Raw genomic sequence first — 26116 nt, forward strand, 5'->3', positions numbered from 1 at the left:
GAGCCCCACGGCCCGCCCTTCAGGTTGCCGGCTTCTTGCGGGGCGTACCTTTCTTGCCGGCCGCCGGCTTGCGACCAGCGGCCCGCCGGGGCTTCGGCACCGCTGGCGTAGGCGGGGCCGGTTCATTGCGCACATAGGCGCCCGGGGCTGGCTCGATCACCGGCAGCGCCCCCTCTCCCGGCTGGCGGGCCGGCACCTTGCCACCGCCAAACTGTTCGGCCCAAGCCACCCAGTCGGGCCACCAGGAGCCTTCGAACGCTTTCGCGCCCTGCAACCAGACTTCCGCAGGCATGCTGTTGTCTTCGTTGACCCGATAACCGTACTTCTTTTTGGCGGGTGGGTTGATGATACCTGCAATATGCCCGGATCCGCCCAGCACAAACCGCACCGGGCCGGCCAGGTAACCCGCCCCCCGGTAGCAGGAAGTCCAGGGAGCGATATGGTCTTCAATCGCCGACGCGAAATAGCTGGGCACCGTCACTTTGCCCAGATCGATCCGGGTGCCGGCCAACTCGATCCCACCGGGCTCCTTCAATTTGTTATTCAGGTACATGTTGCGCAGGTAAAAGCTGTGCATGGCAGCGGGTAACCGGGTGGTGTCGGCGTTCCAGTAGAGCAGATCAAACGCCGGTGCGTCCTGCCCCAACAGGTAGTTTCTGACGAAACAGGACCAGAGGAGACTGTTGGCCCGCAACAGGTTGAACGCGCCGGCCATGGTGACACCGTCCAGATAGCCCTGTTTGTTCATGGCTTTTTCAATCTTGGCGATCATGTTTTCGTCGACAAACACCGCCAGATCGCCCACGTCGGAGAAGTCCAACATGGCATTGAGAAAAGTCGCGCTTTTGATCCGTTCGTCATTCCTGGCGGCCAGCCAGGCCAGCGTCGAACCCAGCAGGGTGCCGCCGATGCAATAGCCAACGGTGTTGACCTCGCGCTCACCGGTGGCTTGCTCAATAGCGTCCAGCGCTGCCACCGGCCCTTCGAGCATGTAGTTGTCGAACCCTTTGTGGGCGTGTTCCGGCCCCGGGTTCATCCAGGAAATCACGAACACGGTGTGACCATGCTCAACCCAATAACGGATAAACGAGTTTTTCTCACCCAAATCCAGAATGTAGTACTTGTTGATCCAGGGGGGAACAACCAGCAAAGGACGGCGGTGCACGGTTTCGGTGGTGGGGCGATACTGGATCAACTGCATCAATTCGTTCTGATACACCACGTCTCCGGGAGTGTTGGCCAGATGTTTTCCCACCTCAAAAGCGTCCGGGTCGGTCATGCGAAACGCCATATGGCCATCGGCCTCGTCCAGGTCGCGCAACAGGTTGGCGAGACCACGCAGCAGGTTGGTGCCCCGGGTTCGCACCGTCGCCCGCAACACTTCCGGGTTGGTCAGTATGAAGTTACTGGGTGCAACGGCATCAACGACCTGTCCGGTGAAAAAGCGCACCGAGCGCCGGTCCTGCTCATTGAGGTCCCGCACGTCCGCAATGGTATCCATCACCCAGCTACTGGTCATCAGATAGGCTTGCTGGGTCAGATTGAACAGCCCCGCCTCCTGCCAGGCCGGATCGCGGAACCGGCCATCGCCCCGCGCTGGCTCAGCAACGCGCACGGGCTCTTTGGTCATTGCACTGATGAGCGCGGAGGTCCACAACAGGGTGGCTTGCTGCACCAGCCGCATCTGGGCCGTGACCAGGGTATCCGGCTGGGTCGCCAGTTTGCCGGTGAAGCGAACAAACGGTTTGGCAACACTTTTAAGACTGACGGGATTGGGGCGCCCGCCTTGGAGGCGACGGGCAACTGAGCGGGCGAACAACCGGCTTCCGTGCTTTGCCACCCGGGCCAGAGAAGTAGTTACATCTTGCGGCTCGAAACCGACCTGAAGGTCGGTTTCGCCAGATCGTTTGGACATGGGCCACGCTCCGTTTAGCCACACCCGCAACAATCAGGGCCGTGGCTGGTTGCTGTGACTGAAAATCCGGCTGTTCAGCATGCCGTTACATATACACGCCACCGTTGACATTGATTTGCTGACCGGTGATGTAGCCGGCGTCGGCAGCAATAAACACCACCGCCTTGGCGATTTCTTCCGGTTTTCCGAAGCGCCTCATGGGGATGCCGGCAATGATTTTTTCGCGGATCTTTTCCGGCACTTGTCCCAGCATTTCAGTCTCGGTAAAGCCCGGCGCTATGCAGTTAACGGTGATGTCGTGCCTGGCCACTTCCATCGCCATGGTTTTGGTAAAGGCGATGATTCCGCCTTTACTGGCGGCATAGTTGGCCTGCCCGAAGTTGCCGGCCTGACCCACAAACGAGGTGATATTAACGATACGCCCATAGTTCTGCGCCGTCATGATGTCCAGCACTTCCGAACAGGTCGCGTAGACACTTCCGAGGTTGGTATCGAGGACGTCATTCCAATCGTCGTCCGTGAGGTTTTTCATGGTCTTGTCGCGGGTGATGCCGGCGTTATTGATCAGAATATCAATGCGCCCCCACTGCTCGTGCACCTGACGAACCAAATTGCGGGCTGCGGACATGTCGGACAGATCGGCGCCAATCGCCAGGGCGCGCACCCCCAAGCCCTTTAGCTCGCTGACGGTGTCTTCTGCATCGGCTGCGCGGGAGCGGTAGTTGATCGCCACATCGGCGCCCCGACGCGCCAGCTGCAACGCAATTTCCCGACCAATACCACGAGAACCACCGGTAACGATGGCAACCTTCCCTGCTAGATCCTTCATAAGTTTGTCTCTCATCCTTAATTAACGCTGAGCACCTGTTATGGCAGGTGCCGTAAAATCCTTCCTCCTTTCACGGTAGCAGAGGTCTGCGGCTCTAACAAGCGTCTCGCCTGCCCTGCGACGTCGGCTGCTAAACGGCGCGGATAAACCGTTTCAATCGCGGGGAAATCTCGTTGCGCCAATGACGTCCGTTGAATCCGCCGTAGTGGCCCACGCCCGGCTGCAGATGGTGGCAACGTTTCGACTCGGGTACATTCACGCATAAATCATGGGCCGCACGGGTTTGCCCGGGACTGGAGATATCATCTTTGCCGCCTTCAATTGTCATCAATCCGGTCGTTTTGATGGCCGCCGGATTGACCAGCCGTCCGCGGTGGTAAAAACACCCGCGGGCAAGCTGGAATTCCTGAAAGACCCGCTGAATGGTATCGAGGTAAAAAGTCTCTGGCAGGTCCATGACCGCCAGATATTCGTCGTAAAAATCCCGGTGGCGCGTCACAGCTTCCGGGTCGTCGTCCCGGATGGATCTGAACAGGCCGCGATAGGCATCCACATGGCGGTCAAAGTTCATATTGATGAAACCGGTCAGCTGCATAAATCCGGGGTACACCCTGCGCATGGCACCGGGGTAAGGCGGGGGCACCGGGTGGATCAGATGGTGCCTGAACCAGGACAGTTCGTGACTGGTAGCCAATTGGCAAGGCAGGGTGGGGGCCACCCGCCCATCGACCGGCCCGCTCATCAAAGTCAGTGATCGTGGCGTCGCCGGGTGTTCATCTTCTGCCATCAGGGAAACCGCCGCCAACGCCGGTACGACCGGCTGACAAACCGCCAGCACATGGGTATCCGGACCGAGATGCGCGAGGAACTCGATGAGGTAATCAATATAATCGTCGAGGCCAAAGCAACCTTCGGTGACCGGGACCAGGCAGGCATCGCGCCAGTCGGTGATGTACACATCATGGTCCGGCAACATGGCCTCCACCGTGCCACGCAGCAGGGATGCAAAATGCCCCGACATCGGGGCGACAATCAATAACCGGGGATCCCCGGAACGGGCCACACTGCGCTCGAAATGCTTCAGTTGCCCAAAGGGTTTGCGCCGCACGATACGCTCGGTGACCGCCACCGTGGTGCCGTCACAAACGGTGGTTTCAAGATCGAACCTCGGCTTGGGGTAGCGGCGGGTCAGGTCCGTGACCACCCCCCAGGCGGACGCAGCGCTGCGACTGCCGGGCAGGTGGGACAGCGGATTCAGCGGATGCTGCAGTAGCGCACTCTGGGCTCCGGCCAGCAGAGTCAGAGGCATCAAAGCGGTACGCGTCAATTCATGGACATGATACATCATGGCGTTATCCTGCTTGAATGAGATCGAACACAGCAACGGCGCCCTCAGGCCCGCAACTGCTGCCGGTAATAACTGGCCTTGGCTCCCTGTTGGCGCTTGTCAAATTCCCGAATCAGTAACTGACAGGCTTCGTCAACCAGCTCGCCGTCGCCCGCCGTCCGCAGGCGCGCAAACGCCCGCTCCGCCAGGCTCAGATTGTCGGTGCGCAGGCTGGCAAACAGCGCCCGGTTGTGATCCGCCGCTGCCAGCGGCGCATGCTGCTCCCCGTAGTTCAGGTACTCTTGCCAGATGCCCAGCAAACGTTCGGGCTGCTGCTGATGCAGGCATATTTCCATAAGCTCCAGTGTGCGGCGCCGATACCCGGGCAGATCGGGCCGCAATTTGGCCAGCTGGTACAGGTGGGTCAACAGCACGGGGCGGTCGGGGTATCGGGCCCAGAGGGCCACAAACTGGCTTTCGGCCACCGCGAACTCCATGCGCGCCAGGCTGTCCATGGCCCGGGCGTACCCAGCGGCAAACTGGGCCGCCTGCTCGGCGTCGCCGGGCTCGAAAAACACCTCTTCGACCTGAAACCAGCTTTTGCGCAATACCAGAATCAGCCCCGCCCCCGTCAGCAATCCGCCCACATGCGCCAGATAGGCGATACCGGTGGCCCCGGCAAACCAGTAATCATAGAGTTCCTTGCCGAGCCAGACCGGTAATACCGCCAACGCCGGCGCCCGGAAGTAATTGAAATAAAAGCCGACAAAATAGAAAAACCGGATGCTGCGCAACCCGTAAATGGCCACATACATGCCCATTAAACCGGAAATGGACCCGGACGCACCGATCAGGGGCACCGCACTGCTTTGCGAGAACAAGGTATACAGCACACCGGACAGCACGCCGCAAGCCAGGTACGCCAATAAAAAACGGCCCGCCCCCAGGGCTTTTTCCACCGTGAACCCTAATAAAAACAGAAACAGCAGATTGCCGGCCAAATGCCCCCAACCGCCGTGCAAAAACTGGTAGGTGATCAACGGTGCCAGGCCCGGCTCCCTCGGGATCAGCCCGGACCGGCTGGCACTGAGCATGGCGATATAGTCGCGTTCAATGGTGCCCCGTTGCTGCTGCCAGCGCTGGCGGTCGGCCGTTGACCAGAGCAGGTCGCGGTTGCCCGCCATGTATTGATAAAAGTCCCGGTCCATTACCAGGTGCCACGCCAGCCCGGCACGGTCGTTACGGGCCCGTGCCTGCTGAAACGCCTGCAGATCCATCATCCGCTCGACCGCCTTCTGATCGCCAAGCTGTCGTTGCAGATAGTTTTCGTACACCGGCGCTTCCAGCTCGAGCAGGCCGGAATCGAGGTAGCGGTCCACCGCCGCCACCATCAAGCGGCTGTCTCCGCCCTGGTAGAACAGAAACACCAGCAGACACACCAGAATCAGGCTCAGGGTCACCCAGGGTGGCCGTTTCCAGTCGATGGTATTTTCAGCGGGAATGATCAGCATGGGGGGTCACAATTCATCATTATCTGCCTTATAGAATCCGCTATTTACCACAGCGACGCCAGCTTTTCCCGCTGTAATGGAGACTGCAGCTCAACCTTGTGAGCCAGACCACGGTGCGGCAGACCGGATTCACCCGCTACCGACCAAAAGCCAATTGCCGTTGCCCGCCCGTCCACGAATAGTGACGTGGCACGACAACGGAACTCCGAAAAAAAGGAAGCTGAGATGACTGTGCTGGTATTGGACAACCCCGAAATTCTCGCCAAACAGGGGATTCCCATGTTGTGCGCCCCCCCCGGTGAAGCGCCACCCGCGACCGCATCGGCGGCGATTTCATTACGGGTTTGGCAAGCACACCCTGAAACCGGAGGAAGTGCGCATTCTGCTTGAGCACGGGAGTTATCTGGCGGCGCATCCGGGTGTGGTGGTTCACCTGCACGCCCACGCCGACCGGTTCGGGTCGATTGATTACAACCTGTTTCTGGCCAGATTGCGGGCCCGCACCGCCCGCAAACTGTTGCGCTCGGCCGGCGCCCGGAACGACCAGGTTCGCGCAACCAGCTGGGGCTGCAGTAAACCCCTCGCCCGCCCGGACGACCACGCCGCCAACCGTCGCCTGGAGCTGGTGTACCAGAATGAAGTCACGACGGAGGCGTTATAAGCCATACCCCCGCCTGGCGTTGGCACCGGATTACACGCTCAGTTGCACAACGTTGAATACCGCCAACACGGCCATGGCCAGCATCGACAGCCAGGTCAGCAACGCACCCACCAGACGGGCCGGGTGGGTGCCGCCCCGTCCCTTGTACATGCCCCAGGCGTGCAGCACCCGCGCAATGAAAAACCCCATACCGGCCCAGTAAATCAGGGTGGCAGACACTCCGTTAATTTCGGCAAGGGCCAGCACAATCAGCGCCACCGGCGCATACTCCACCAGATTGGCCTGGCTGCGAACCGCCACCTCAAAGTCACGATCGTCATTAACCCCGAGGCCCTGCTTGTATTTCAGGCGAAACCCGCTCACCCGGTAAGACAGGAACAACAACAGCACGGTCACCGCACTGGCAATCACTGCCGACACTGGCGCAATCATGAACTAACCCTTCTTTAACTTACCAACCACAAATAACAGCAAAACAGCGCCTGCCGTTGCCGTCACCAACTCGCCCATGGTGCTCTGCGCGGCCAGCCCGAGCAGACGAAACAAGAGCCCGCCAATTAACGATCCCACCACACCGATGGCGATGTTTGCGAGTATGCCGAAGCCGCGACCTTTCATGATCAGTCCGGCCAGCCAGCCAGCGATACCACCTATAATCAGGAACAGGATCATCGTTCGTTTCTCCACACGCTGTGTAACAAACCCAAGAATAGCATGCACTTCCAGCGCGGGGTCATTGCGGTGCCGCCATGGCCTCGATGGCCGCGGCCATTTGGCGGTGACAATCCGCCACCAGTCTGGGTACGTCGTCCGCCGTCAGACCGCGGGTTTCGATCGCGGGCAGTACCCGGACCCGCACCGGCGTGCGCTGCCCCCACCGGCCTTCGGTGTCATCCCGGTAGGATTCTGCACAAATCATCACAAGCGGCACCTGGGCAGCAACGGCGGTGTGAAAGGCCCCTTTTTTGAACCGCCCCAGCCCCTGGCCATGGCTGCGGGTACCTTCGACAAACACCCACAGGCTTTTGTTCTCATTGGTGATGGCATGGCTGGTGGCCTTCATCAAGGCCACCGCTTTGCGGGAGCGGGCACGGTTGAGCATCACATTGCCGCCCAACCAGAACACCTGCCCGAAGAACGGAATCCAGCCCAGAATCGCCTTCCCCACGGTGACAGTGCGGGGCGGCATGAGATCGCCCATCAAAAACAAATCATCGTTGTGCTGGTGGTTGGCAATAATCACCACCGGCCGGTCTTGAGGCATGTATTCGAGCCCGGTCACGGGCCGCTGCAACCCCAGAATCCAGCGACCGGTCACAGCGATAGCGCGCCCCAGGACCCGGTTGTTGTTCGGGTTAAACGGGCGCGCCACACAAATCAACAGACCAAACAAACAAATAACGAGTACCGACAGCCACGCCAGCGCCTTTCGCAATAATGCCATCCACATTACCTTGTGCAGTATTTCGGGCGCACAAGTGTACGCCAAATCAGGTACCAGCAATAGACAGCAAAGGCATCACTTTTACCGGGGCGGGTGGCACCTCCAGATGAGTTTCAACCACGTACCGCAGCGGGATCCATAGCCCTCCGTACAACAACAAGGCCGACAGGATCAGCGACCCGGCCATCACCCGGCTCATGCCCGCCCCCTGTGCGGTCGAAGGTGCGCAGGGGCGACCGCCAGCAGCGGCGCCTCTTGCACCGCTGCTGGCACCTTCAGCCCGACGGCTCCCTCCCGGTCAACCCGGATGGCGTCGACGGGCAAGGGTGGTGCCAACACCACCAGCATGGCCAGCCAGAGACTGACGGCCTCCCCAACCCGCCGGAGCCGGCCCCGGGAGGAGGCAAGGTAACGGCGCCGGTGGCGCGACGGTAGCGTAAAGGCTGGTAACATGGGTCCGACTCCTGTTCACACTGAGCTGTGGCAATGATGTGCAAGTGGGCCTATTTCAACGCACCGTCCCGTCATTTCCGTGGCGCAACCGGGCCAAACCGCCGCTGAATTGTGATGAATTGTGGCAATGACGGCGGCTTCGCTTGCGGTGCCGCCTGTCCGTGGTTAAATACGAAGCGACCGCACACACCCTTGGGGAACCCATGCCGCTATGAAGCACCACATTGCTCTGATCGAGGACGAGCCTGCCATCCGCGAAAATTATCGGGATGCCTTTGAGCGTCGCGGTTACCGGGTATCGACCTACCAGGACCGACCGGCGGCCCTGCGCGCGCTGCGCGTCGCCTTGCCGGACCTCGCCATTATCGACGTGGGGCTGGGGCAGGAACCCGACGGTGGCTTTGACCTGTGCCAGGAACTGCGTCAACTGTCCGCGACCTTGCCGATCATTTTTCTGACCGCCCGGGACAGCGACATTGACTCGGTGCACGGCCTGCGGCTGGGGGCGGACGATTACGTCACCAAAGACCTGAGCATGGCCCACCTGCTGGCCCGGATCACCGCACTGCTGCGGCGCGCCGACGCCTGGGCTCAGGCTCTGCAACGACCCGACGACATCCTGCAACGCGGTCGCCTGACGCTTAACATTGACCGCATGACGGTGCAGTGGGACGGGGCCCCGGTCGAGCTGACGGTGACCGAGTTCTGGATGCTGCACTCATTGAGTCAGCATCCGGGGCATGTCCGCAGTCGCGACCAGTTGATGAGCGCCGCCAACGCAGTTCTCGATGCCAACACTGTGACCTCGCACATCAAACGGATCCGCCACAAGTTCCAGCAGGCAGACCCCGATTTTGACAGCATCCAGACCGCCTACGGCATGGGTTACCGCTGGAACGCCCGTGAGCTGTAAACCGTGAGTCTGAAGCGCCAGTTACTGATCGCCGCCGGGCTGATGCTGCTGATTCCCTGGGCCGGCCTGCAGTTTGTTCTGGAGCTGGACACCGCGTTACGGCAGCAGGCGCTGGAGCAGCTGCACAAGCAGGCGGAACGCATGGCCGCCGCAGCCGCAGCCGGCCTGGAGGACGAGTCGCCCGGCCCCGCCCACGGCCCGGCGATCTATGCCCGCCCCCTCCCCCACACCCCGACCATCGATGGTTACAGCGACGACTGGCCGGGCTACGGCGAGGGCAGCACCGAACCCAGCGGCCACACCGAGGCGGTCAGCTGGCAAATTGGCGTTGACCCGGACTATCTGTATCTGCTGCTGCGGGTGAACCAGGCACACCCGGTTTACTTTGATCCGGGCCGCACGTCGCAACCCTACGAATCGGTGCTACTGATCTGGCAAGATGGGGAGGACACCACCATTCGCACCATACGCACCGCGGCCCCCGGCCCGGTCACGGGCTGGCAGGCGGATCTGGAACCAACGCCGGATTACCGCATCAAAGGGTTCTGGCGGGCCCGCGCAAACGGCTATCAGCTCGAGCTGAGACTGCCCCGACCTGCCGACAACGGCTATTTTGGTTTTCAGGTCATGCGCCCCCAGGCCGACGGCACGGGAATCCGGGCTGTGGCGGGCACCGGCACCAACCCCCTGCCCCGTCTGATCACCCGCCGGCCCGAGCTGGAAGCGCGGCTCAGCACCCACTTGCTGCCGGGGCAAGAAGTCACCCTGCTCACTCCGAGTGGTTGGGCGGACGCCCGGGTGGCCATGACGGCCGACCCCCCCGCCAGGGATTTTGACAGCCTCGGCCCGCTGCAAATCCTCGAGCAGATTAACCTCAACGGCCTGCGAGCGCTGGTGCGCCAGTTCCAGCCGGAGCCCCTCGACTTGCCCACCGCCGACACCCGCATTGATCTCTCCCAGCTACCCCGGGAAGGCCTGGTGCGCAGCCCCGGCGGCGCTCCCCGATTGATGGCGCTACACCCCCTGAGCCACAACCGCACGCTGATACTGACCCAGTCCCTCGATCAGCTGCTGACCCTGTCGGGCAGCACCCTGGGCCGGGTCATCGCCCGCAGCGCGTTACTGGTGGTGGTGCTCATGCTGGCGGTACTCGGTTACGCCGGCTGGCTGTCCTGGCGAATCACCCGTTTGCAAGCTGCGGTGCGCGCCAGCATCGATGACGATGGCCGCATCATCCGTTTGCTGCCCGCCCCCCGCCACCGCGACGAACTGGGTGAACTGGGGCACCAGTTCAGCATGATGATTGCGCGATTGCAGGAGTACACGGGCTATCTGGAAAGTTTTTCCAAGCGCTTGTCCCACGAGCTCAAGACCCCTCTCACCGTGGTGCGGTCTTCACTGGAGAACCTCACTCATACTCCCCTCAGCGACAACCAGCGCCTTTATATCAACCGGGCCCAGCAGGCGAGCGGGCGTTTGAGCGGTATTTTGCAGGGCATGAGCGAAGCGGCGCGTCTGGAACAGAGCTTTGATCACGCGGAAAGGGAACGGTTTGACCTGGCCGCGGTGGTCGCCGAAGCGGCGGCCGCCTATCAGGCCCTCACCCCGGAGCACCGCATCGGCTTTCGAGGTCGTTCGGAGGGTTGCCCGGTGACGGGCTCAGCGGAACTGATGGTGCAGCTGCTCGACAAACTGGTGGATAACGCCCGTGATTTCACCCCGCCGCAAGGGCGCATCGAGATTGGCGTGACCCGTGACCAGCAAGGCCGAAGCACGCTGACCGTCAGCAATGACGGGCCGCCCCTGCCGGCGCACTTGAGCGGCGAAATCTTTAACCCGTTTGTGTCCTTGCGCCCGCACCAACCGGAAGGCCATCTCGGCCAGGGGTTGGTCATCGTGCGTCTGATTACCGAATTTCACGGCGGCACCGTCAGCGCCGCCAACCGTGACGGTGGGGTGGTCTTCACTGTCACCCTGCCCGCCGATCCGGGCTAGCCGGTGCAGGCCGGGTCCAGCCCGCCACTGCCCCCATACTGGCGGAAAAACTGTTGCGCGGTGCGGCCATTGCGCACGCCTCGCTGGGTGGCAAAGCGTATCGCCCGCCGGTGTAACTCCTCACGATCGGCCACGTGCGGGAACAGGGCATCAATTGCCTGCAGATACACCTCTTGCGGAAACGCGTAAAACGACAACTGCAAGCCAAACCGGTCCGCCAGCGACACCTGTTCCTCAATCGCCTCAGCCGGGTGCAGCTCGCCGCCCCGCACGGTGGTGGCGAGGTTATCGGCCATGTATTCCGGCATCAGATGACGGCGATTGGATGTGGCGTAAATGCGCACATTCTCCGGCGGCAATTCCAGCGAGCCTTCCAGCACACTTTTCAACGCCTTGTAGGCAGTTTCTCCGGTTTCAAACGACAGGTCGTCACAAAAAATCACGAACCGGTAGGGTAGGTCGCAGATGTCGTCCACAATTTCCGGCAGATGCACCAGATCGTCCTTATCCACCTCGATCATCCGCAACCCCCGGGGGTGATACTCATTAAGCAAGGCTTTGATCAGTGAAGATTTACCAGTGCCTCGGGCACCCCACAACAGTACATTATTGGACGGTTCGCCGCGCAGGAAACGCTCGGTGTTATGGAACAACGCCTGTTGCTGGCGCTCGATTCCGGTCAGGTCCGTCCAGCACACCGTATCCAGCCGCCGGATCACCCGCAAGCCCTGCCGGTGGCGGCGCCACACCGCTGCCACCGTCGCTGTCCAATCGATGGGAGTGGGAAAGGCCATAGATTCAATCTCCTGTTTTTCTGGCGACATACACCGTGTTCGACGACTCGATGTTCTGAAAGGGGTTGTAAAACGACACCACCGAAGCCTCGACCTGGCCGAACACCTGGCGCAGCAGCGCCATGAACGATTCATCCTCGGGGTCGTTGGACCACATGGCAAACACCCCCTGAGCGCGCAACTGGCGTGCCATCCGGGTCAGGCTGGCGATGGTATAAAAACTGGCGTTGGCATCGTTGAGCAGGGCCCGGGGCGAATGGTCGATATCCAGCAAAATCGCGTCAAACAGCCGTCCGGGGGCGGCGGGATCGAAGCCGTCCTGCGCCAGCGCCAATTCGAAGAAATTACCGTGCACATAACGGCAGCGGTCATCCTCATTGAGCACCTTGCCAAGGGGGACTTTTTCCTGCTGGTGCCAATGAATCACTGTCGACAGGGCATCCACGACCAGCAACTCCCCAACGCGGTCGTGTTTTAGCGCTGCAGCGGCGGTGTACCCCAACCCCAGACCGCCCACCACAACGTCTAACGACGAGCCCGCCACTGCCGCCAGACCCAGATCCGCCAACGCCACCTCAGCGTCGACAAACATACTGGACATCAAGAATTCGTCGCCCAGTTTGACCTCATAGATATCCCGGTCCCCAAACGCCGGAATGCGCCGGCGACGCAGGGTAATGTCACCCAACGCTGAGGGCTGGCTATCAATTTCTTCAAACATGGGGCTCATGGCAGACTCCGTCTCGGTGGCAGATGCCAGCCATGCTATCACTTTCACCGGCCGGACTGACCAACAGATATGCTAATAACAAGAGATTCTAACCAGGGGCCGGTTCAGGCGCTCGCTTTTGATCGCGCAATGATATAATTCCTAAAAAAATTAAGGAGATAAATGATGCCCCGGATATTTGAAGACAATTCACAGGCCATTGGCAACACACCGCTGGTCAAGCTGAACCGTATCAACGCTGGCGCAACCATTTGGGCCAAAATCGAAGGCCGCAACCCCGCCTACTCGGTAAAATGCCGGATTGGCGCAGCCATGATCTGGGACGCCGAAAAACGGGGCGCGCTGAAACCGGGAATGACCATCATCGAGCCCACCAGTGGCAACACCGGCATTGCGCTGGCGTTTGTCGCCGCGGCCCGAGGCTACAATATCACCCTGACCATGCCGGCTTCGATGAGCCTGGAACGTCGCAAGGTGTTGAAAGCACTGGGCGCTGATCTGCTGTTGACCGAGCCCGCCAAAGGCATGCCCGGTGCGATCGCCAAGGCGGAAGAACTGGCGGCGGGCGAACCCGACAAGTATTTTCTGCCGCAGCAATTCAATAACCCCGCCAACCCGCAGATTCACGAAGACACCACCGGCCCCGAGATCTGGACCGATACCGATGGCGCAGTGGACGTGTTTGTCGCCGGGGTGGGCACGGGTGGCACGCTGACCGGCGTGTCACGGTACATCAAACACACCCAGGGCAAGGCGATCACCACCGTGGCGGTTGAGCCCACCGACTCCCCCATCATCACCCAGGTGCGCAACGGCGAAGCCCCCAAGCCGGCTCCCCACAAAATCCAGGGTATCGGCGCGGGTTTCGTGCCCCAGAACCTCGATATGAGCCTGGTGGATCAGGTGGAGACGGTCAGCAACGACGACGCCATTGCCATGGCACACCGGTTGATGCAGGAAGAGGGCATTCTCTGCGGCATATCTTGTGGCGCGGCCGTGGTAGCCGCCCTCCGGGTCAGTCAGCAACCGGAACATCAGGGCAAAAACATCGTGGTCATTCTGCCCGATTCCGCCGAGCGCTATCTGTCCAGCCCCCTGTTTGCCGACCAGTTCGGTGAGACCGAAAACGTGCAGTAAGGGCGACTGGCCACGCAAGGGGCAGCCGGCTGATGGCCGCCCCTTTTCTTTTCCTTTTGCCATTGTCGGCTACATTTAAAGCTGCAACAGCGGCGCGGGATGCTGATCACGCGCCGCTTCCCTCCCCTGTGATGGGTCAATGTGAGACCGGGACAATGACAAAACTAGCGGATATCGAAGGCATTGGTGCCGTACAGGCCGGCAAACTGGAGCAGGCCGGAATCAGCTCAGTGGAGCAGCTGCTGGCCGCCTGCGGGCATAAAAAAGGCCGGCAACAAACCGCTGAGGCCTGCGGCATTAGCGAAAAACTCATTCTCGGCTGGGTGAATCGCGCCGATCTTGCCCGGATCAAAGGCATCAGCACCCAGTACGCGGATTTGCTGGAGCACGCCGGAGTGGACACGGTGCCGGAACTGGCGCAGCGCAACCCCGACAACCTGCACACCAAAATGGCGGAGATCAATGAATCACGCCGGCTGGTGCGTCAGCTGCCCGGGCTGTCCCAGGTAAGCGACTGGGTCACCCAGGCCAAAGCGCTGCCCCGGGCGGTGACGCACTAGCCGATTAGCCTAAGTGCCCTGGCCGTCAGCGGCGACTTCCAGTAACACCTTGCCGGTATTCTTGTCCTCGGCCACATAGGCCATGGCTTCCTCGGCCTGCTCGATGGGCCAGCACTGGTCAATCACCGGGACAATCTGGCCGGCGCTCAGCAAGGGCCAGACACGGTCGTACAGCGCCTTCATCACCTTGCCCTTCACCGCCAGCGACTGGGAACGCAGGGTGCTGCCGATCAGACGCTGGCGCTTCATCAACAGCAAGCCCAGATCAATTTTGGCGAAGCGGCCGCCCAGCATCCCGATCTGGGTAATGCGACCCTCCGCATTCAGTACTTTCTGATCGTCCAGCAGGTAATCGCCGCCCACCGGGTCGAGCACCATGTCGACCCCGCCCCACTGGCGCACGGCCTCCACGAACGACCCCTTATGGCGGTTCCAGGTACCGCTGGCACCCAGCTCACGACAGACCGCCAGCTTGTCGTCACTGCCGGCGGTGGCGAACACCGGATTGCCCAGCGAGGTCGCCAGCTGGATCACCGCGGTACCCAGACCGCTGGCAGCAGCGTGCAGCAGCACCCGCTCGCCCGGTTCCAGCGCGGCTTCGTCGTACAGATTCAGCCACGCGGTCGCAAACACTTCGGGTATGGCCGCCGCCTGCCGCAGAGTCAGACCCTCGGGAATGGGCAGCACCTGTTTGCCCGGCACGACCACATGGGTGGCGTAACCGCCGCCGGTCAGCAGGGCACACACCGCATCGCCCGGTTTGACGTGGGTCACTTCCGGGCCCACCGCAGCAACGTACCCGCTGACTTCCAGTCCCAGAATTTTGGAGGCCCCCGGGGGCGCCGGATAATGGCCCGCGCGCTGCGCAAGATCGGCTCGATTTACCCCCGCCCAGGCGACATCAATGGCGACAAGCCCACCAGTAACCTCGCGGGGAATCTCATATTCTTCCCAGCTCAAGGCCTGATCGTGTTCGACGATGGCTTTCGTCATTTGGTTCACTCCATGTTACTCATTGTTATCGATACTACCCAAAGGTTCGTCGTTCCTCACCCGCAAAAAGCTGGCAAAGCGCGGCAACCCGGATGCGGTCAGACCAATATACTGATAGGTGATGGTGGCGCCAATGGCCGGCGGCGAGCGGCGTTGTGCGTCACTGAATCCCGTCCCTATCCGCAAGCGGCGCCGATCCGGCAGCTGCACCACCAACGCCCCGAGCATACCGGCGTATTTGCCTTTACCCTCAGTATGCCCAACCACAACCGCTTCTGCATCTTGATAGCGTTTAACCTTGAGTAACCGGTCCGAGCGGCCCGCCCGGTAGAGACTGTCGCCATGGTGCAACATCAACCCCTCACCGCCCTTGGCCAGCACCTTATCCAACCGCTCCATCAATTCGGCGTGGTTCGTGGCAGGGGTTTGTTCGACCAGCCCAATAAAGCGCGATGGTGAGTCACCAACGAGCTGTCGCAATCGCTGTAGCCGCGCGGAGAAGGGCAGACCACTGTGGGGTAGGTCAAACACCTGGTAGCGTATTTGCCGCCATTCGGTCTCATCCGGCCGGTACCGTCTGACGGCCGCAGACAGCCGCGCAAAGGTGCCACGCCCCATCCACAATTCTCCATCCAGCGGTTCGCGCGGAAAGCCGGCGGTAAACCAGGGCGGAGCTGCATAAATATGGCCCTGCCGTGACCAGAGTCGTTTCCCATCCCAGTAGGCCCGCACCCCGTCGAGTTTTTCGCTGATCCAGTACCCATCCAGTGACGTCTGCTCGGCGTACACCTTGGCCAGCAACAATGGCGGCGGCGCCGCGTGCAGGACCGTTGCAAAAAGCACTATGTTGACCAGGAAGAGGCCCAGCCGGAATGCGGCAGCGGCTGGCCGGTTGAGCAAGTTCATGGCAACTCCTTTGCCTGAAGTAATGCATGGTTAATACAAGTAGCGCGGTATCCGGTAGCCCGCCAACAGTTGCTGAGTAAACGGGTTGGTATTGCTGCCGGCGTGCAGACGGTAGCGCATTTCGCCCCCGTCTATGGAGAATTTCACATCCACGGCGCTGCTGCTGATACCAGTGATGTCGGCCTTGTCCAGCAATCGGAACAACGCCCAGGGACCTTGGGTTGATTCGCTGCGCGGCGAACGGTTCACCTGCGTCGGCACCAGTGTAATCCGGCTTTCGACCGCATCTCTCAGCGTGTTGGGCCACACCAGCGGAATGCTCTGGCGCGGTCCATGGCTGAATTCCACCAACTGGCCATCCACGTTGACCACGCTGCGTCGTTTATTGGATGACAGGTGCCGGGGCTCGAGGGCAAACTCCACATCCAGCGAGCCACCCCGAGTGAAGAACGCCCGACGGATTTGATTGGCCTGGCCCAGGGCTGTCTTCACGTCGCGCCGGACCAGGGATGCGCGCTGTGCCCCCTGCACCTGTTCCGGATGATCTTCGAGAAACAACTTCAGGTGGTCCATGTAGAAGCGATTCAGGGTTCCTTCAGGTGCAAAAAAGCGCTCAAAATCCTGCAACGCCGCATCCCGGGTGGCATCGGGGGTGAACGGATAGTGCCGTGCCAGGGTTTGCTGGAAGGGTAAATAGACATCCTGATACCAGCGGCGTTCCAGTTGCGCCACGGCCTCATCCAGCAGCACCCGCCAGCTTTCACTGGCCAGCCGGGTCAGCAAGCGATCCAGCGGCGCTGGCTGATTGGCAGCCAGACGCTGTACGGTGAAAATAGGGTCCTCTCCTTGCAGACCCAGTCGGGCGCGCGCGGCCACCAGCGCGGCCTTACCCCGATCCGGTGCTTCCTGAATGCCGCGCATGTAAATGTGCAAACTGGTGAGTGCATCGTGGAGGTGCTTCAGCGCCGACGGGAGTTCGCCCTCCTTGACCAACACCTGATTGAGGTGCTCAAACTGGCGCTCAATATCCTGCATCAGGTAAAAACCAGGAGCTGCCGGATCGGCGCCAGGGGTCAGCCGGGTGTTTTTCTGCACCTGCAACAACAATTGTGTCAGCGGTTGGTGGCTGCCGCTCAGACTGTCCAGCACCCGGACACCGTGGTTCAGATCGCGAAAGCGCTGAATGTCGACGCGGCTCAATGCCTGCCGCCAGCGGCTGACGTACTCTCCGGCATAGAGTGCCTGCACCTGGGATTGCAACTGTGTTTCGTCGGATTGACTGAAATCGACGTTATCGCGGCGGCCCAGCACCCAGGCGTCAATCAGCGCGAGTTCGATGACCGCTTCGGATTTCTTCAGGAAATAATGGTCCAGACCCTGGCGAGTCAGCATCGCGGGTATCTGCAGGGGATCGTCGGTTGCTGATGCCCCTTGCGTTTCGGCCAGGGGTTCGCCGTGCTCATCCAGCCGGGTAAATACCACGCCAAAGCCCGGTCCTATCTGTTGCGCCAGATTCAGCGGCGCCTTGAGACTGCTGGCAGCATCACGGCCCAGACTACGGTAAACCCGATCCGGCGTGGACATACGACCCAGATCCTGCTGCGCCCACTGCACACTGTTCTGAAACGGCGCCAGAGTCAGCGTGGCATGCGGATCGCCAGCCCTCACCCTGGCGGCCAGATCGGTATGTGCGAGGCCATGGTCCAGATGAGTGCGCAGCCGCCGCTGCACCTCGCGCTGCCCGGGGTACCGGCGCTGCCAATAGCGGTTCATATAATTGACCACTACGTCCGCACGGCGACCGCTGCCGTCGTACAACATGCGCAGGACCCGCAAGTGTTGCAATCGTTCCGGACTGTCATCCGGGGCATGGCTCATCTGTTCAGCCACCCCCAGCATCAAGGCCGGCAAAAATTGGTAGGCAAGCATGTCAAGATAGGTAGACTCCACTTTACCACCCACCCGGTCACCCTGGTACAGGCCCATATCTGCCACCATCGGCCAGACATCGCGATACTCACCAAACGCCAGTGTGGCTTCCCGCAACCAATCCAGCGGGTCCAGCAGATTGCGCCCGCTGGCCTCCGCTTCAAAACCGAGCGGACGCCAGTGGTCGATGAATTTTTGCACTCCCTGCTCCACGGCAGTCGCCGCCTCGGCATTTTTGCTGAAATAGTGGTGCCAGCCCGCCGTCATGGCCAGCCCGGTGCACGCCGCCAGTGTCGCAGCCATCATTCTCCGGTGACGGCGCTGACGCACCACAGGGAGGCTATCTCCGGCCAAACCCGCCTCGGGGAAAATCACCTTCGGGAACAATCCCGCGGAAAAGTAAGCCCGTGGCAGGCGGCCACTCTGGGCGGCCTGGGTCGGTTCCCTCAGGCTATAGGTGGCGGCGGCCGCGGTGACAAAAGCATCTTCCGGTACGCCCTCCTGCAGTACCGACGTAAAATAAACCCCGCGCACCAACGCCGGGGCCGAAAACGCATCCACCGACAAAGTGTGCACCAAAAACTGCAGAATCCCGTCTTTCAGCCCCGCCAATTGGCGACTGAAAGAGAAGGCAGCAGCGCGATCTTCGCCTTCGCGACAAGCAGCAAGGATATCCGGCAGGCGTTGATTCAGCGCATTGATCAAGGCGGCGTATTGAGTCTCGAACTGGTTCTGCCAATCGTCCTGGTCGGCTTGCAAATTAACCTGAAAAGTGAAGCCCAGCGGCTGCTCGCGCTCGGTTTCCGGCAGTTGCCGGAAGAACGTGGAAAAACCGTGCAACAGATCCATCTTGGTGAAGCTGACGTACACCGGCAGCCGTGATCTCAGCTGCTCCATCAGCTCACGCAACCGGCCGCGCAAAATCATCGCTCGGGCCCGCCGCTGATCGCTGGATTCACGAGCGAAGTGCGCCAGATCAATCGCCAGCACAACCCCATTCAACGGTCGCTGCGGCCGGGCGTGATTCAACCACTCCAAAAACTGCTGCCATAGTCGTTGCTGAACCTCCGCAACGGCACCGTTATCGGATTGGTCCATCAACGCCCCATCGGGATCGATTACCACTCCGTCATCACCGATCCACCATGCCAGCCCATAAGGGTTGGTATCGTCGAACCCACGGCGGGGGTCATCGATCAAGGTAAAATTGTGACCAGAACCGTGTACAAGGCTGGTTTTACCGCCCCCCTGTAAGCCCACGACCAGATACCAGGGCAACCGATACTCACGATGCCGGCCGGGTAACCGGGCCTTCAGCAATCGCAGCTGCTGGTCCAGCAGGCGCTGCTGACGACGCTCGTACACCAGCACCGGGTCTTCAGTTTCGCGGGACACCGCAGTCCTGGCGCGGTTTACTCGTGCCAGTTTACGCGCCAAAGTCCAGCCCCAAAGCACCACCACCAGCAGCACCGCGCCCATGGTCATTAACGCCCGAGGTTGCCAGCTGGCCAACGGGTAAGCGCCCGCCATTTGCCAACCTGGTCCCAGCCACCAGATGGCGGCGATCACGCTGATTAGCGTCAGGATCAACGCCGAAGGGGCCGCATTGCGCAGATAAGGCAAGGCCCGGCGCGCCACCCGTAACAGTTTTCTCCACATGGCTTCCATTCCAGTCAATTTGTGTTCGGTTGGTGCCGCAGGATGCGCTCAGCGGTTGCGCTCCAGCCGCACGATCAACCCTGGTTCCCAGTGCGCCAGGGTGATGTCACCGGCCTGCTTCCGTAAATCCTGCAACTGCAGCTCCGCCAGCGTGGTCATTCCACCGAGGCGCAACAGGTCGGCGCTCACCAGTCGCCAATAAAACCGCGCACGGGGTTCTCTGGCTGCGGCCAGCCCCTCTTCCAACCCTTGCATGGCGGCCCCCAGCCCGTCGTGTTCGAGCAGGTCACAGGCGGCTTCATAGGCCTGATTCCAGGGATCACCGACGCTGCCGTTGTCCCGGTTGTCTGGTGCGCCCCAAATCCATTCGGCCACCGCACCGGGGATGAACGGAGTGCCGTCACTGAAGGTCAGACTGGTCAGCGTGGGCAAACGCTCGACAAACGTTTGCAGGGATCGGCGAATAGCGTCCGCGCAGGCGGTCAGCCCCAGCGCTTGCGCCACCTGGGCGCTGTACCAGTGACCCTCTAGCCAAAACGGACTGACCGTCAGGCTTTGTTCAATGCGCTGCCACAGGTTGTGGTCCGGCTGCAGTGCCAGCGCTTCGCGATAAGTCACCACCCGGTCCGCACTGACAGCGGCCAACTCGGTTTTAATGCCGTCCTGCGCCGGCGGCGCCGTGGCAATACCGCACCAGATGGCATAGCGGCGGAGTTGGTAACCCAAGGGTTCACCAGGTGCCTGCTCAGTCAACAGGGCAGCCACTTTCAGCAAACTCTGCCGGGTAGCCCGTTCGTTCTCCGCATCCAGCGTCAGCGATCCCAAACCACTGCGATCCGCTGCAGAGCCCGCCTCCGGTGATGACTTTATGTCGGCAGCCCCTACCCGCGAGCCGGGGGCGATTCCGTCGGTACCTGCCGGCAGACGGGCAATACTGCGGTGCAACTCGGTCACCCGGTCCGTGCTTAATCCCTCAACGCCGGCCGCCACCCGCACCTGATCAAGCAACGCCAGACAATAACTGCGCTCGGCAGCTACATCGGTTGCAAAACTCAAGCTGCTGGCGGCCCGACCGGCCCGCTGGAGGATCTGATTGAACAACAAACTACGGGCACGCCTGCCCTGTTCACCCGGAAATGGCCAAGCGTCACGCCACCAGCTCGCCAAGACCCGGGTCAGCAGATACAGAGATAAAGAAAAGCGATCGCCACTGCCCCCTCGTTGCAAACACAGCATCAGCGCACTGAAGACTTTCAGGTCCTTGCTGCGTTCCGCCAGCACCAGCAAGGACTCGCTCTCGATCCTGTCCCAGTCGATGCCGGCGTGGGCCAGCGAGCCGACTTTCATGAGTTCGTTCTCGAGAAAATCCAGGGTCGGGTCCTCCCCCAGTGCCTGCCCCACCGCGCTATCGCCCGGCAACACCGTAACCACTTGTTCCACATAAGGATGTTGTTCTACTGAGTGCATCCCGCTTCCTCATTGTTAGATTGCTACCAGCTGCAGGCTACCCGCACAGGCCTCAGCTGAGTCGTCAGGCCAGCCAAATCGAACACGAGCCCATTCACCGCAGGATTCGTCGAAGAGAGCTGCAAGTGCGACAATGGCACCATCGCCTTGATGGTAGCGATCGCGGGCAGGCCTCGGCCGCCACTCAGCACCAGGCCGTGCTCCCGGGTCCGCCATACCTGCTGATAATCGCCCCAAGCCAGCGTCACGCGTTCCTCCGGTAACGGCTGAGGCAGCATCAGCGACAGTTCGGTGATGTTATGGTGGCACTGGATCGTCAGCAGCGGGCGTGGAACTGCGCTGCCCAGTGCCGGCAGCGTAATCAGGTGCCCGGCCTGGGAGCCGCTGTGTCGGTAGAGGGCACCGTCACCGGCGGTGCGTTGCTGCTCCTGCGCATACGCCTGCAGCCATCGCGCCGAACGCCTGACCGGCGCAGCAGAGGGTGCACTCACCACGACCGGTGTTGCGAACAGCCGATCAAAGCATGCCAGACGCTCCAACCGCTGACTTTCCCGGGCACACGCCCGGGCGGCCTCCAGCTGTTCCAGTTGACTGACGGCCAACGCGCGCGCCGATCCGCACCAGACCGTCACCAGGGTGACCAGGGCGGCCAGAGGCAATCTTCGCCAATTCCGTCTGTTTGGGGGCACCCTCAGTTCTCCCGCAGATTGAACTTCTGACACTTGTAAGCGAGGGTGCGTTTAGGCAACCCCAGGCTGGCCGCGGCCTTGGCACGGTTCCCCCCGTATTGGCGCAGCCGGGCACGGATAATCCGCGCCTCGAACTGCTGCGCGGCCAGGCGCAAATCATTCACGCCCCGGCCGGTGTGGTCGGTCGGTATCTCTGTTGCGGCTGTCTCTCCTGCCGCTGCTTGCAGAGTGAGCAAATCAAGCCGCAGATGTTCCGTGCGGATGTCCTCACCGTCATCGGTTTGCAGGCAGGCGAACTCGATCAGGTTACGCAGTTCGCGTACATTACCGGGAAAACTGTACCCGGCGAGATGCTGCAAGGCCTGGCTGCTGACCCCGAGAGGCCCGGCTCCTTCCCGGATTGAGTAAGCGCGGACAAAGTGACGGCTTAACGGCTCGAGGTCGTCGGGGCGTTCCCGCAATGGCGCAACCGTGAGCGGAAACTGGCTCAGACGATAGAACAAATCGCGGCGGAACCTGCCATCCTGGATAAGCGCGTGCAAGGGCTGATGTGTTGCGGCCACCAGACGGAAATCCGAGCATTGCTCCCGTTGCGCCCCCAAGGGGCGAAATCGCCCTGTTTCCAGCACCCGCAGCAACTTGGCCTGCAAGTTGAGGGGCATGTCGCCGATCTCATCGAGAAACAGAGTGCCGCCATCGGCCTGCGCCAACAAACCGGGCTTGGTTTTGTCGGCGCCTGAAAAGGCTCCTTTGACGTGCCCAAAGAGTTCGCTCTCCAGCAGCGACTCCGGAATGGCGGCGCAATTTACCACCACCAATGACCTGGCTGCGCGCCGGGAGAGCTGATGCAGCCCCTGCGCGATCAGATCTTTGCCACAGCCGGTTTCACCTTGCACCAGCACCGCCAACTGACTGCCCGCAGCGCGTACGATCTGGTTGCGCAAGTCAACCATTGCCGAAGAGGTGCCTATCAAGGTACCCGCCAACCGTTCACTGTGCTGGTATGCGTTGACACTGGCATGCAAGTGATCCAGTGAATTTTTCAACAGTCGACGCTGGCCGACCTCGTCGCTGTGTTTTAGATGCGCCGCCCAGCGGAACGCCAGCAGGGTCAGTATTCCAAGAAACAAGGGCTGATCGACCACGCTGGACCAATCCACGACCTTGCCGCACATCATCAACACCCCCAGCAGGCGCCCGTCCTTCCGTTTCACGGGGTGCAACCATACCGATTCTGGCCTGCCACTGGCGTTCAACAAGGACTGAAAGCCGGGGTGATCCAGCCGGTAGCTGGCGGTGCGTGACACTTCTTTGGCATTGCCCTGCTGCAGGACATGGGCGAACGGATGGCTGAAATCCCCGCAATCAAACTCACCGAGCTCATTTACCGCGGCACATCTGAGTGACCGGCCACTCAGATCCAGTTCCAGCAGCCAGCAATGCGGCAGACCAAAGGTACGCTCAATCTGGCCAGCTGCCGTTTGTAATAAAGCCGGCAAAGTGGGCTGACGATCCAGTTCAACCGCCAACTCGATCCCCGTATGCAATTCCCTCTGCATCCGTGCCATGACTCCCTCCTTCTGTGCGGGCCTTAATTGACCGTGCCCGTTAAACGGCCATCGACGACACCCAAGCGCACATGCCGAACCGGTTCGCGGGCAGCGAGTTTTTCCAGCAGCGCCAGTGACACCGGTGGCAAAAGTTCACCCTCAATAATGGATTCCAGCATGCGAGCGCCATTTTCACTGCGGGTCGCGCGGCTGCGGATGGCCTCGGCCAGCCCCTCGTCCAGCGTGACCTGGGTGTTATACTGGCGTTCAATCTGGCGACTCAGGCGCTGTAGTTTGGTCGCCACAATCTGCCTCATCGTATCTGCTCCGAGTGGCAGGTATGGCACCACCTCCATCCGCGCCAGCAAGGCCGGCTTGAAAAAGTCCTCCAGTTCCGGGTACAGCGCATCGTCGATGGTGTGCGGAGTCTCCGCGTGATCGGCAATAGTCTGAGCACCCAGATTGGAAGTCATAAAGAACACCAGGTTTTTGCAATCAACCGGGCGGCCCTCGCCATCCGCCAGCTCACCTTTATCAAACGCCTGATAAAACAAGTTGAGCACCTCCGGATGAGCCTTTTCCACCTCGTCCAGCAGCACCACTGAATAGGGTTTCTGTCGGATGGCCTCGGTAAGGACACCGCCTTCACCAAATCCGATATAACCCGGCGGCGAGCCGATCAATCGCGACACCGTGTGTTGTTCCTGATACTCCGACATGTTCAGGGTGATCAGGAACTGGCGTCCGCCGTACAGCCACTCCACCAGCTGTATCACGGTTTCGGTTTTGCCAACGCCACTCGGGCCTGCCAGCAGAAAGACGCCCATCGGCCGGCCCGGGCGCCGCAGATCGGCCCGTGCAGTCAGTAAATGACGATGCAGACAGGCTATGGCGAGTTCCTGGCCTTGAATGTGATCCTGCAGGTAAGCGGGCAAGCGGGTGACCTTGTCCAGTTCATCCGTGGTTATGCGATTGACCGGTATGCCGGTCCAGTCGGCGATGACTTCAGCAATCTGGCGCGCGTTCACCCGCGAAGCCACCAACACCCCATCCTCTTGCAGACCGTCCAATTCCCTTTCCAGGGCAGCGGTTTCTGCCTGCAAAGCGGCCACTTCGTCCGCCACTCCATCAGAGTCAGCGTCACCCTTCGCCAACAGCAGTGCCCGTGCTGCCTTCAATCGGGCCACCAGTGTGCGCTGGAGCTTCCAGCGCGTCGTCAACTCTTCACGCTGTTCGTGCAACGAGGCGATCTGTTGTACCAACGCAGCCCGGCGTTCACCGTTATCGGGCTGGCCCAGCCGGTGCTCCCGGTGCAGCAAGGCGTGCTCCAGACGCAGCTGATGCAATTGATTGTGCACGTGGCTCAACGGACGCGGTGGCGTGCTCAGATTCAGACTGACGCGTGCACAGGCGGTATCCAGAACATCAATGGCTTTATCGGGCAGTTTACGCCCCGCCAGATAGCGTGCCGTCAATTCCGCGGCAGCCTGCAAGGCGCAATCGGCGATCAGCACCCTGTGGGCGCGTTCGTAGGGATCCCGCAGCCCGCGCAATATATGGACTGTTTGGGCCGGGCTTGGTGCGTCCAGAGCAACCGGCTGAAAGCGTCGACTGAGGGCCGGATCCTTCTCGACGTATTTCTTGTATTCCCGCCAGGTGGTGGCGGCAATGGTGCGCAACTCTCCTCGCGCCAGCGCCGGCTTCATCAGGTTGGCGGCGTCGGTGCCGCCGTCGATGTTGCCCGCGCCAATCAACGTATGGGCTTCGTCAATGAACAGGATGATCGGGGTAGCCGAGGCTTTGACCGCGTCCATCACCCCCTTGAGCCGCCTCTCAAACTCGCCTCTCACCGAGGCTCCGGCCTGCAAGGCCCCCATGTCCAGCGCCCACAACTCCACCGTTTTCAGTCGGTCAGGCACTTCTCCACTGGCAATGCGCCGTGCCAGCCCCTCCACCACGGCACTTTTACCGACACCGGCTTCACCCACCACAATGGGATTGTTTTTGCGGCGACGACAGAGAATATCGATCATCTGATCAATTTCGCGGTCCCGGCATAGCACGGGGTCCAGCTTCTCTTGCTTCGCCAGACCCGTGAAATTTGTGGCAAAATGGCGCAACGCATCCGCCGCGTTTTCTGCAGTCGGTGGTGCCTCAGCATCGGCTGGTGCATGCTCCATCGAACCGGCCGTTAGCGTGTCGAAATGCTTGCGCAATTGTTCCCTGTTGATGTCAGCCAAATATCGGGTGACCTGGGGTGACAGGTAGCGTTCCGCATGCAGTAACATCGCCAACACCACCGCGCCTGAGCGCAATTCCGGGTGATCAAGCTCGGTAGTGGCCAGCAACCAGCCGTCCTGAAGCACATCCACCAGCAAAGGAGAGAACGAGGGATAGGGCTCGGCCGACAGTGCTTCACCATCGAGACTGGCCCCCACAAGCGCCTGCAACCGGCTCGCGTCAATCCCGGTGTGGGCAAGAATCTGACATGCATCCGAACAGGGCCTGTCCAGCAATTTGAACAGCAAGTGCGCGGGGGTGATTTCCGCCCCCAATCGACTGATACATAAAGCCGCAGACTCTTCCAGGGCCTGACGGCAGACACTATTGAGACGCCCGATCAGCGCCGGTAGCTCCACCCGAATCACAGCGAT

The 26116-nt window shown here is 61.0% G+C and carries 23 protein-coding genes; 5 read left to right on the plus strand and 18 right to left on the minus strand.

Annotation, left to right across the window (positions count from 1 at the left end):
• Window positions 1-19 precede the first annotated feature (19 nt).
• From BG841_RS04610 to BG841_RS04625, 4 genes are all read right to left on the minus strand, one after another.
• A complete protein-coding gene (locus tag BG841_RS04610) occupies window positions 20-1915 on the minus strand; it encodes a PHA/PHB synthase family protein (RefSeq protein WP_070056577.1) in 1896 nt (631 codons plus the stop codon).
• 85 nt (window positions 1916-2000) lie between these two features.
• A complete protein-coding gene (locus BG841_RS04615; RefSeq protein WP_070056578.1) occupies window positions 2001-2744 on the minus strand; it encodes a 3-oxoacyl-ACP reductase family protein in 744 nt (247 codons plus the stop codon).
• 130 nt (window positions 2745-2874) lie between these two features.
• On the minus strand, window positions 2875-4092 hold the full coding sequence (locus BG841_RS04620; protein ID WP_070056579.1) for a polyhydroxyalkanoate depolymerase: 1218 nt from the start codon (window positions 4090-4092) through the stop codon (window positions 2875-2877).
• Between the two features lie 44 nt (window positions 4093-4136).
• Window positions 4137-5582, minus strand: coding sequence for a rhomboid family intramembrane serine protease (locus tag BG841_RS04625; RefSeq protein WP_070056580.1), 1446 nt, complete (start codon window positions 5580-5582; stop codon window positions 4137-4139).
• Between the two features lie 298 nt (window positions 5583-5880).
• Here BG841_RS04625 and BG841_RS04630 point away from each other — a divergent pair, with 298 nt between their 5' ends.
• Window positions 5881-6243, plus strand: a complete 363-nt coding sequence (locus BG841_RS04630) for an OmpA family protein (protein WP_228141597.1) — start codon at window positions 5881-5883, stop codon at window positions 6241-6243.
• Between the two features lie 30 nt (window positions 6244-6273).
• Here the strand turns inward: BG841_RS04630 and BG841_RS04635 are convergent, their stop codons facing one another.
• The 5 genes from BG841_RS04635 to BG841_RS04650 all read right to left on the minus strand — a co-directional run bounded on the left by BG841_RS04635 (window position 6274) and on the right by BG841_RS04650 (window position 8140).
• Window positions 6274-6675 carry an MAPEG family protein gene (locus BG841_RS04635; protein WP_070056581.1) on the minus strand — a complete coding sequence of 134 codons (402 nt, stop codon included), beginning with the start codon at window positions 6673-6675 and terminating at the stop codon, window positions 6274-6276.
• A 3-nt stretch (window positions 6676-6678) separates the two neighbouring features.
• Complete coding sequence (locus tag BG841_RS04640; RefSeq protein ID WP_070056582.1) at window positions 6679-6915, minus strand: GlsB/YeaQ/YmgE family stress response membrane protein; 237 nt, start codon at window positions 6913-6915, stop codon at window positions 6679-6681.
• A 61-nt stretch (window positions 6916-6976) separates the two neighbouring features.
• Window positions 6977-7687 (minus strand): lysophospholipid acyltransferase family protein, encoded by a 711-nt coding sequence (locus BG841_RS04645; RefSeq protein ID WP_070056583.1) that lies wholly within the window; start codon window positions 7685-7687, stop codon window positions 6977-6979.
• 46 nt (window positions 7688-7733) lie between these two features.
• A complete protein-coding gene (locus BG841_RS17025; protein ID WP_158007596.1) occupies window positions 7734-7886 on the minus strand; it encodes a hypothetical protein in 153 nt (50 codons plus the stop codon).
• Window positions 7883-8140 carry a hypothetical protein gene (locus tag BG841_RS04650; RefSeq protein ID WP_070056584.1) on the minus strand — a complete coding sequence of 86 codons (258 nt, stop codon included), beginning with the start codon at window positions 8138-8140 and terminating at the stop codon, window positions 7883-7885. The genes BG841_RS17025 and BG841_RS04650 overlap by 4 nt, the downstream gene beginning before the upstream one ends.
• Window positions 8141-8351: 211 nt before the next feature.
• On the opposite strand from BG841_RS04650, the gene pdsR reads away from it, so the two are divergent.
• Entirely contained in the window at window positions 8352-9053 is a 702-nt protein-coding gene (pdsR, locus tag BG841_RS04655) for a proteobacterial dedicated sortase system response regulator (protein WP_070056585.1), read from the plus strand.
• 3 nt (window positions 9054-9056) lie between these two features.
• A complete protein-coding gene (locus tag BG841_RS04660) occupies window positions 9057-11048 on the plus strand; it encodes an ATP-binding protein (RefSeq protein ID WP_070056586.1) in 1992 nt (663 codons plus the stop codon).
• On the opposite strand, the gene BG841_RS04665 is transcribed toward BG841_RS04660, so the two are convergent.
• Together BG841_RS04665 and BG841_RS04670 are read right to left on the minus strand one after the other, a co-directional pair.
• Entirely contained in the window at window positions 11045-11842 is a 798-nt protein-coding gene (locus tag BG841_RS04665; RefSeq protein WP_070056587.1) for an ATP-binding protein, read from the minus strand. The genes BG841_RS04660 and BG841_RS04665 overlap by 4 nt on opposite strands.
• A gap of 4 nt (window positions 11843-11846) precedes the next feature.
• Window positions 11847-12572, minus strand: coding sequence for a spermidine synthase (locus BG841_RS04670; RefSeq protein WP_070056588.1), 726 nt, complete (start codon window positions 12570-12572; stop codon window positions 11847-11849).
• A 165-nt stretch (window positions 12573-12737) separates the two neighbouring features.
• Between BG841_RS04670 and cysK the strand changes: the two genes are divergently transcribed.
• Both cysK and BG841_RS04680 read left to right on the plus strand, forming a co-directional pair.
• The gene (cysK, locus tag BG841_RS04675) at window positions 12738-13709 is read left to right on the plus strand and encodes a cysteine synthase A (RefSeq protein ID WP_070056589.1); all 972 of its coding nucleotides are present in this window, start codon (window positions 12738-12740) and stop codon (window positions 13707-13709) included.
• Window positions 13710-13864: 155 nt separating this feature from the next.
• Complete coding sequence (locus BG841_RS04680; RefSeq protein WP_070056590.1) at window positions 13865-14269, plus strand: DUF4332 domain-containing protein; 405 nt, start codon at window positions 13865-13867, stop codon at window positions 14267-14269.
• A 9-nt stretch (window positions 14270-14278) separates the two neighbouring features.
• Here the strand turns inward: BG841_RS04680 and BG841_RS04685 are convergent, their stop codons facing one another.
• Genes BG841_RS04685 through tssH form a run of 7 tightly spaced genes read right to left on the minus strand, consistent with a single transcriptional unit; the run spans window position 14279 to window position 26110 of the window.
• Window positions 14279-15262, minus strand: a complete 984-nt coding sequence (locus tag BG841_RS04685) for an NAD(P)H-quinone oxidoreductase (RefSeq protein ID WP_070056591.1) — start codon at window positions 15260-15262, stop codon at window positions 14279-14281.
• 15 nt (window positions 15263-15277) lie between these two features.
• Window positions 15278-16168, minus strand: a complete 891-nt coding sequence (locus BG841_RS04690) for a DNA ligase (protein ID WP_070056592.1) — start codon at window positions 16166-16168, stop codon at window positions 15278-15280.
• A 30-nt stretch (window positions 16169-16198) separates the two neighbouring features.
• Window positions 16199-19756 (minus strand): type VI secretion system membrane subunit TssM, encoded by a 3558-nt coding sequence (gene tssM / locus BG841_RS04695; protein ID WP_070056593.1) that lies wholly within the window; start codon window positions 19754-19756, stop codon window positions 16199-16201.
• 48 nt (window positions 19757-19804) lie between these two features.
• A complete protein-coding gene (tssA, locus tag BG841_RS04700; RefSeq protein WP_070056594.1) occupies window positions 19805-21223 on the minus strand; it encodes a type VI secretion system protein TssA in 1419 nt (472 codons plus the stop codon).
• A 23-nt stretch (window positions 21224-21246) separates the two neighbouring features.
• Window positions 21247-21912, minus strand: coding sequence for a type VI secretion system-associated protein VasI (gene vasI, locus BG841_RS04705; protein ID WP_158007597.1), 666 nt, complete (start codon window positions 21910-21912; stop codon window positions 21247-21249).
• 2 nt (window positions 21913-21914) lie between these two features.
• Window positions 21915-23471 carry a sigma-54 interaction domain-containing protein gene (locus BG841_RS04710; RefSeq protein ID WP_070058687.1) on the minus strand — a complete coding sequence of 519 codons (1557 nt, stop codon included), beginning with the start codon at window positions 23469-23471 and terminating at the stop codon, window positions 21915-21917.
• A 32-nt stretch (window positions 23472-23503) separates the two neighbouring features.
• Complete coding sequence (tssH, locus tag BG841_RS04715) at window positions 23504-26110, minus strand: type VI secretion system ATPase TssH (RefSeq protein WP_198929153.1); 2607 nt, start codon at window positions 26108-26110, stop codon at window positions 23504-23506.
• Between the last annotated feature and the right edge of the window lie 6 nt (window positions 26111-26116).

This window comes from Marinobacter sp. X15-166B (assembly GCF_001752365.1).
Taxonomy (GTDB): Bacteria; Pseudomonadota; Gammaproteobacteria; order Pseudomonadales; family Oleiphilaceae; genus Marinobacter.

Bases quoted from the DNA above. Each gene is read 5' to 3' on its own strand.
- tssM (WP_070056593.1), bottom strand. From the start codon at position 19,756: ATGTGGAGAAAACTGTTACGGGTGGCGCGCCGGGCCTTGCCTTATCTG.
- BG841_RS04670 (WP_070056588.1), bottom strand. From the start codon at position 12,572: ATGAGCCCCATGTTTGAAGAAATTGATAGCCAGCCCTCAGCGTTGGGT.
- BG841_RS17025 (WP_158007596.1), bottom strand. From the start codon at position 7,886: ATGAGCCGGGTGATGGCCGGGTCGCTGATCCTGTCGGCCTTGTTGTTG.
- cysK (WP_070056589.1), top strand. From the start codon at position 12,738: ATGCCCCGGATATTTGAAGACAATTCACAGGCCATTGGCAACACACCG.
- tssA (WP_070056594.1), bottom strand. From the start codon at position 21,223: ATGCACTCAGTAGAACAACATCCTTATGTGGAACAAGTGGTTACGGTG.
- BG841_RS04610 (WP_070056577.1), bottom strand. From the start codon at position 1,915: ATGTCCAAACGATCTGGCGAAACCGACCTTCAGGTCGGTTTCGAGCCG.
- BG841_RS04665 (WP_070056587.1), bottom strand. From the start codon at position 11,842: ATGGCCTTTCCCACTCCCATCGATTGGACAGCGACGGTGGCAGCGGTG.
- BG841_RS04645 (WP_070056583.1), bottom strand. From the start codon at position 7,687: ATGGCATTATTGCGAAAGGCGCTGGCGTGGCTGTCGGTACTCGTTATT.
- BG841_RS04685 (WP_070056591.1), bottom strand. From the start codon at position 15,262: ATGACGAAAGCCATCGTCGAACACGATCAGGCCTTGAGCTGGGAAGAA.
- BG841_RS04640 (WP_070056582.1), bottom strand. From the start codon at position 6,915: ATGATCCTGTTCCTGATTATAGGTGGTATCGCTGGCTGGCTGGCCGGA.
- BG841_RS04635 (WP_070056581.1), bottom strand. From the start codon at position 6,675: ATGATTGCGCCAGTGTCGGCAGTGATTGCCAGTGCGGTGACCGTGCTG.
- BG841_RS04620 (WP_070056579.1), bottom strand. From the start codon at position 4,092: ATGATGTATCATGTCCATGAATTGACGCGTACCGCTTTGATGCCTCTG.
- BG841_RS04650 (WP_070056584.1), bottom strand. From the start codon at position 8,140: ATGTTACCAGCCTTTACGCTACCGTCGCGCCACCGGCGCCGTTACCTT.
- BG841_RS04710 (WP_070058687.1), bottom strand. From the start codon at position 23,471: ATGCAGAGGGAATTGCATACGGGGATCGAGTTGGCGGTTGAACTGGAT.
- BG841_RS04625 (WP_070056580.1), bottom strand. From the start codon at position 5,582: ATGCTGATCATTCCCGCTGAAAATACCATCGACTGGAAACGGCCACCC.
- BG841_RS04690 (WP_070056592.1), bottom strand. From the start codon at position 16,168: ATGAACTTGCTCAACCGGCCAGCCGCTGCCGCATTCCGGCTGGGCCTC.
- BG841_RS04680 (WP_070056590.1), top strand. From the start codon at position 13,865: ATGACAAAACTAGCGGATATCGAAGGCATTGGTGCCGTACAGGCCGGC.
- BG841_RS04615 (WP_070056578.1), bottom strand. From the start codon at position 2,744: ATGAAGGATCTAGCAGGGAAGGTTGCCATCGTTACCGGTGGTTCTCGT.
- pdsR (WP_070056585.1), top strand. From the start codon at position 8,352: ATGAAGCACCACATTGCTCTGATCGAGGACGAGCCTGCCATCCGCGAA.